General features: G+C 69.8%; 6 protein-coding genes and 2 tRNA genes. 7 read left to right on the top strand and 1 reads right to left on the bottom strand.

From position 1 onward, the window contains the following. Nucleotides 1-1253, bottom strand: a 1253-nt coding sequence (locus HLK59_RS47750) for an amidohydrolase family protein (protein ID WP_171147950.1), incomplete at its 3' end; no start/stop codon positions are given. A 304-nt stretch (nucleotides 1254-1557) separates the two neighbouring features. Here HLK59_RS47750 and HLK59_RS47745 point away from each other — a divergent pair. The 7 genes from HLK59_RS47745 to HLK59_RS47715 all read left to right on the top strand — a co-directional run bounded on the left by HLK59_RS47745 (nucleotide 1558) and on the right by HLK59_RS47715 (nucleotide 5232). Continuing rightward, nucleotides 1558-1630 (top strand) — tRNA-Thr (locus HLK59_RS47745). A gap of 46 nt (nucleotides 1631-1676) precedes the next feature. Beyond that, a tRNA-Met gene (locus tag HLK59_RS47740) sits at nucleotides 1677-1749 on the top strand. An 88-nt stretch (nucleotides 1750-1837) separates the two neighbouring features. Next, nucleotides 1838-2002 carry a 50S ribosomal protein L33 gene (rpmG, locus tag HLK59_RS47735; RefSeq protein ID WP_006347275.1) on the top strand — a complete coding sequence of 55 codons (165 nt, stop codon included), beginning with the start codon at nucleotides 1838-1840 and terminating at the stop codon, nucleotides 2000-2002. A gap of 103 nt (nucleotides 2003-2105) precedes the next feature. Continuing rightward, nucleotides 2106-2558, top strand: coding sequence for a MaoC family dehydratase N-terminal domain-containing protein (locus HLK59_RS47730; RefSeq protein WP_171147949.1), 453 nt, complete (start codon nucleotides 2106-2108; stop codon nucleotides 2556-2558). 5 nt (nucleotides 2559-2563) lie between these two features. After that, nucleotides 2564-2992, top strand: coding sequence for a MaoC family dehydratase (locus HLK59_RS47725; RefSeq protein WP_171147951.1), 429 nt, complete (start codon nucleotides 2564-2566; stop codon nucleotides 2990-2992). 130 nt (nucleotides 2993-3122) lie between these two features. After that, nucleotides 3123-3692 carry a TetR/AcrR family transcriptional regulator gene (locus HLK59_RS47720; protein WP_171147948.1) on the top strand — a complete coding sequence of 190 codons (570 nt, stop codon included), beginning with the start codon at nucleotides 3123-3125 and terminating at the stop codon, nucleotides 3690-3692. Nucleotides 3693-3780: 88 nt separating this feature from the next. Beyond that, entirely contained in the window at nucleotides 3781-5232 is a 1452-nt protein-coding gene (locus tag HLK59_RS47715; RefSeq protein ID WP_171147947.1) for an MFS transporter, read from the top strand. The last annotated feature ends 335 nt before the right edge of the window (nucleotides 5233-5567 follow it).

The raw sequence follows: 5567 nt of genomic DNA, 5'->3' as shown, positions 1-5567 counted from the left end.
CCCCTGCCGCGGCAGCCCAGCTCCACCGCCACCGCCGAGTCGCAGAACTCCCGCACCGCACTCGTCCGCGCCACCACACGCCCCCGATGCACGACGATTCGGCTGTACGCCAGCGACAGCGCCCCCGCGAGCCGATCCCCGCGCACCGCCAGCAACTCGGCCGGAAAACCCGCCTCCACGCGCACCTCGGGCAGCCCCAGCACGGTCCGAGCCGACGTGCTCACCGCGTCGTAGGCGTCCTCGGGGCGCAGGCCGTACCGCGAGGCCAGCAGATAGGCGGCCTCCAGCGGGTCCCCGCGTCCCACCGGGTTCGAGACGTCCCTCAGCGCGCCGCTGCCGGCCGCCACCCGTACCCCGGCCGCCCGCAGCAGTCGTACCGGAGCCGTACCGCGCCGCTCCACGCCCCCGCAGCCGCCCTGCGGCAGGCACACCACGGTCACCCCGGCCGCGGCGAGTTGGTCGGCGGTGCGGGAGGCGATCTCGGAGGGCAGCCGGCCCAGGAAGCCGCACGGACCGAGGGTCACGCCCGGACGCAGCCCGCCGGCCATCGCCGCGAGGCGGGCGAGGCGGGCCGGGTCGGTGGCGTCGGTGTGCAGATCGACGGGGCAGCCCTGCTCGGAGGCGACATCCAGCACCGCCTGCACATAGCCCGTCGGATCGGGATCGAGGTCCGGGCAGCCGCCCACCACCGAGGCGCCCATCTTCACCGCGTCCCGCAGCATCGCGAGCCCCTCCGCCCCCGCCACCCCGGGCAGCACCCGCGGCACCGCCACCGCGGTCAGCTCGGTGAGCCCGCGCAGTGAGCGCCGCGCCTGGAGTACGGCGGCCAGCGCGCCCAGCCCCTTGATGTCGCCCACGCGCACGTGCGCCCGCAGCGCGGTCGCCCCGTGTCCGAGCTGGAGCAGGGCGGCCTCGGTGGCCCGGCGCTGGACGTCCTGGGGGTCGTAGGAGATCGGGCCGCCCTCGTCGGCCGACAGTGCCGTGTCGCCGTGGGCGTGCGGTTCGACCGGCGCGGGGAGCAGCAGATAGCCGCTGAGGTCCACCCGCGTACCGCACGCGCGCGTGCCGTCCGTCGCCAGGCTGCCCGCCGTGCCGACCGCCTCGATGCGTCCGCCGCCCAGCCGTACGTCCACGGTCCGGCCGTCGGTCAGCCGTGCCCCGCACAGCAGGAGTGAGGAGGTGTCGGCAGGGCCCGACGAGGAGGGGCCCGACGAGGACGAGGAATGGGGCGGCTGCGGCTGGCTGTCGGGCATCGCGCTCCAGGGGCTCAAGGCTCGTGGCTCGGGGCTGCGGACGGGGACGCAAGATCACGCAGAGTGAGTCGAGCCTAGGGCGGTGATCCGCTCGCGGCGGGGAGGAGCGCAATAGTCGTACCGGTGTGGTTCGTCGTACGGGAGAGGCCTCAGGGGCCGGTGGGAAGGCCCCTGGCCAAGCCGCGGACAAGCCGCAGCAGAGGCGGCCGGACAGCCCTCCGGACGGGCCGTGGAGGGGCCATGGAGGAGGACCGGAAACGGATTTGGGTGAACGGCGGCCGAGCGTGTAATGTCTTCATCGCTCGCCCCAATAGCTCAGTCGGTAGAGCGTCTCCATGGTAAGGAGAAGGTCTACGGTTCGATTCCGTATTGGGGCTCTGGTGTGAGAGGTTCCCGCCGCAAGGTGGGAACCGATCGCATCACAGCGGTGTAGCTCAGTCGGTAGAGCAAGCGGCTCATAATCGCTGTGTCACCGGTTCAAGTCCGGTCACCGCTACTGACAGTAGCCGATTGCGGGGTCGGTCCTTCGATCGGCTACTCTTTTATGCGTTAATCGTCCCATCCGTTCGTCAAGGAGCACTCCTGTGGCTGCCACCGACGTCCGCCCGAAGATCACGCTGGCCTGCGTGGAGTGCAAGGAGCGGAACTACATCACCAAGAAGAACCGGCGTAACAACCCGGACCGACTGGAGATGAAGAAGCACTGCCCGCGTTGCAAGGCGCACACCGCGCACCGCGAAACGCGATAAATCAGGCTCGTACGCGAGGCCGTCCCCTGTACTCCAGGGGGCGGCCTCGCGTCGTTCATGCGCCGATACCGGCCAGTACCAGCGATCAGGAGGTGCCGAGCCCATGGCGCTCGACCAGTCCTTCGTGGGGCGGAGCTATCCGCCCACCGACCCCTATGAGGTGGGCCGGGAGAAGATCCGCGAGTTCGCGGAGGCCGTGGGGGACGCCAACCCGGCGTACACCGACCCGGACGCCGCCAAGGCGCTCGGTCACCCCGATGTGATCGCCCCGCCGACCTTTGTGTTCGCCATCACGTTCAAGGCCGCCGGACAGGTCGTGGCGGACCCGCAACTGGGGCTGGACTACAGCCGCGTCGTGCACGGCGACCAGAAGTTCGCCTACACCCGCCCGGTCCGGGCCGGTGACCGTCTCTCGGTCACCTCGACCATCGACGCGATCAAGTCCATGGCGGGCAACGACATCGTGGACATCCGTGGCGAGGTTCACGACGAGGCCGGCGAGCACGTCGTGACGGCCTGGACGAAGCTGGTCGCCCGCGCGGCAGAGGGGGCGTGACGAAGATGACGGCGAAGATCGCATACGACGACGTCGAGGTCGGCACCGAACTGCCCGCCCAGACCTTTCCCGTGAGCCGCGCCACACTCGTCCAGTACGCGGGCGCCTCCGGTGACTTCAATCCGATCCACTGGAACGAGAAGTTCGCCAAGGAGGTCGGGCTGCCGGACGTCATCGCGCACGGCATGTTCACCATGGCCGAGGCGATCCGCGTGGTGACGGACTGGGTCGGCGACCCGGCGGCCGTCGCCGAGTACGGCGTCCGCTTCACCAAGCCCGTCGTCGTCCCCAACGACGACCAGGGCGCCGTCATCGAGGTCAGCGCCAAGGTCGCGGCCAAACTCGACGACAACACGGTCCGCGTGGACCTCACGGCGACCAGCGCCGGACAGAAGGTGCTGGGGATGTCCCGGGCGGTCGTACGACTGGCCTGACCTGCGGCTGAGGTAAGGGGCGCTCTCCATGGCGGGGCGCCCCTTACTTGCGTCCGGCACTTGCTGTCCGGCACTTGTGTCCGAGCCGCCCCCTTGACTTAGTTAGTGATTGAGTACTAACTTACTGGGCATGGTCAGGATGAGCGCAGAGGAGAGGCGCGAGAGCGTGATCCGCGCGGCGACGATCGAGTTCGCCCGCGGCGGTTACCACGGCACTTCGACCGAGGCGATCGCCAAGCGGGTCGGGGTCTCGCAGCCGTATCTCTTCCGGCTCTTCCCCGGCAAGAAGGCGATCTTCCTGGCGGCCGCCCAGCGGTGTGTGGAGGACACGATCCATACGTTCGCGGAGGCCGCCGAGGGGCTGGAGGGCGAAGAGGCCCTGCATGCCATGGCGAACGCGTACACCAAGGTCATCGCGGACCGGCCGGAGCGGCTGATGATGCAGATGCAGATGTACGTCGCGGTGGCCGCCGCCGAGCAGGAGGGCGACCACGAGTTCGGCGCGGAGGTGCGCGACGGCTGGATGCGGCTGTGGGACACGGTCCATCTGCCACTGGGTGCCGACGTCGACGAGACGACGACCTTCATGGCGTACGGCATGCTCGTCAACTGCCTGGTCGCCATGGGGTTCCCGCCCGGGCACCGGGTGTGGGAGGGGCTGTATCCGTCGGCGCGGGCCAAGGGGCGACTGGAGCACTGAACCGTCCGGTGGGACGGGTGTTGTCGGCGCCTTTTCATGGGCGTGAAAGTTAGTAATCAATAACTATCTAAAAGGCTCTGGGGGAGCGATGTCACAGCAAGCCGCACAGAAGACACCACGCGGGGGAGCCGTCTGGGCTCTCGTCATCACCAGCGTCGCCGGGTTCATGGCGGCCCTCGACAACCTCGTCGTCACCACCGCCCTGCCCTCCATCCGCGAGGACCTCGGCGGCGGACTGCACGACCTGGAATGGACGGTGAGCGCCTACACCCTCACCTTCGCCGTCCTGCTGATGTTCGGCGCGGCACTCGGCGACCGCTTCGGCCGCCGCCGGCTGTTCCTCGCCGGCCTCACGGTCTTCACAGGAGCCTCCGCCGCGGCGGCCCTCGCCCCCGGCATCGACAGCCTCATCGCCGCCCGCGCGGTGCAGGGCGTGGGCGCGGCCGTCATGATGCCGCTGACCCTCACCCTGCTCACCGCGGCCGTCCCCGCGGCCAAGCGCGGGATGGCGTACGGCATCTGGGGCGCCGTCAACGGACTCGCGGTGGCCTCCGGCCCCCTCATCGGCGGCAGCCTGACCGAACACATCTCCTGGCAGTGGATCTTCTGGCTGAACGTCCCGCTCGGCGTCGCCCTCCTCCCCCTCGCCCGGCTGCGCCTCGCCGAGTCCTACGGCACCGGTGCGCCCCTCGACATCCCCGGCACCCTCCTCGCCAGCGGCGGTCTCTTCGGCATCGTCTACGGCCTGGTACGAGGCCCCGCGGACGGCTGGACGGACAACCTCGTCCTCACGTCCCTGTTCGCCGGCACCGCCCTCCTCGCCGGGTTCGTCCTCTACAGCACCCGTGCCAAGAACCCCATGCTGCCGATGCGGCTGTTCCGCTCCCGGGCCTTCTCCGGCATCAACGCGGCCAGCCTTCTCATGTTCCTCGGCATGTTCGGGTCGATCTTCCTGCTCAGTCAGTACATGCAGGGTGTGCTCGGTTACTCGCCCACCGAGGCGGGGCTGCGGATGCTGCCCTGGACCGGTATGCCGATGCTCGTCGCGCCGATCGCGGGGATCCTCTCCGACCGCATAGGCGGCCGCCCTGTCGTCGCCACCGGCCTCTTCCTCCAAGCGGCGGGCCTCGCCTACCTGGCATCCGTCATCACCGTGGACGCCTCCTACTCGATCCAGTTGCCCGGCCTCATCGTCAGCGGCATCGGCATGGCCCTCTTCTTCGCTCCCGCCTCCAACCTGGTCATGTCCAGCGTCCGTGGGTCCGAACAGGGCGTCGCGTCCGGTGCGAACAACGCTCTTCGCGAGGTCGGTGGTGCCCTCGGTATCGCGATCATGGGTTCGATCTTCTCCGCGCAGGGTGGATACGAGAGGGGGCAGACCTTCGTGGATGGTCTGCGGCCCGCGCTGGTGACGGGGGCGGGTGTCGTGGGGCTTGCGGGGGTGGCGGCTCTGCTGATCCCGACGAGGCGCTCCGCGCGGGTTGCGGAGGATGTGGTTGCGGAGGAGCGGGCGCCGGTGTTGGAGGGCGTCGGCGGCTGACCTTCCTCCCTTCGCGAGACGGCTCTGCCCTGAGGGGCGGGGCCGTCCGCGTGTGCTCCGCCGCGGTGGCGTGCCTTGACGTTTTTCGCCCCCGCCGCCCTTACCCGTTCCCATCCCCAGGGGCTCCGCCCCTTCGACCCCGGTCCCTGGGGGCTGCGCCCCCAGACCCCGCTTCGGCCCTGAAGGGGCCTTGTCCTCAAGCGCCGGACGGGCTGGGGTGCGGGGCCGGGGTTGAAGGGGTGGGGTGCCCTGGGGGCGGGCCCTTTTACACATCTGACGCTGCCGAAGACAAGGCAATGATAAGTCATGGGGGTGGGCTGTCATGTCAACAAAAA

Source organism: Streptomyces sp. S3(2020), assembly GCF_013044505.1.
Classification (GTDB): domain Bacteria; phylum Actinomycetota; class Actinomycetes; order Streptomycetales; family Streptomycetaceae; genus Streptomyces.
This window is presented reverse-complemented; position numbering and strand designations above follow the sequence as displayed.

Coding starts and splice junctions, on each gene's coding strand:
- HLK59_RS47715 (WP_171147947.1), top strand. CDS start 3,781: ATGTCACAGCAAGCCGCACAGAAGACACCACGCGGGGGAGCCGTCTGG.
- HLK59_RS47720 (WP_171147948.1), top strand. CDS start 3,123: ATGGTCAGGATGAGCGCAGAGGAGAGGCGCGAGAGCGTGATCCGCGCG.
- HLK59_RS47725 (WP_171147951.1), top strand. CDS start 2,564: ATGACGGCGAAGATCGCATACGACGACGTCGAGGTCGGCACCGAACTG.
- HLK59_RS47730 (WP_171147949.1), top strand. CDS start 2,106: ATGGCGCTCGACCAGTCCTTCGTGGGGCGGAGCTATCCGCCCACCGAC.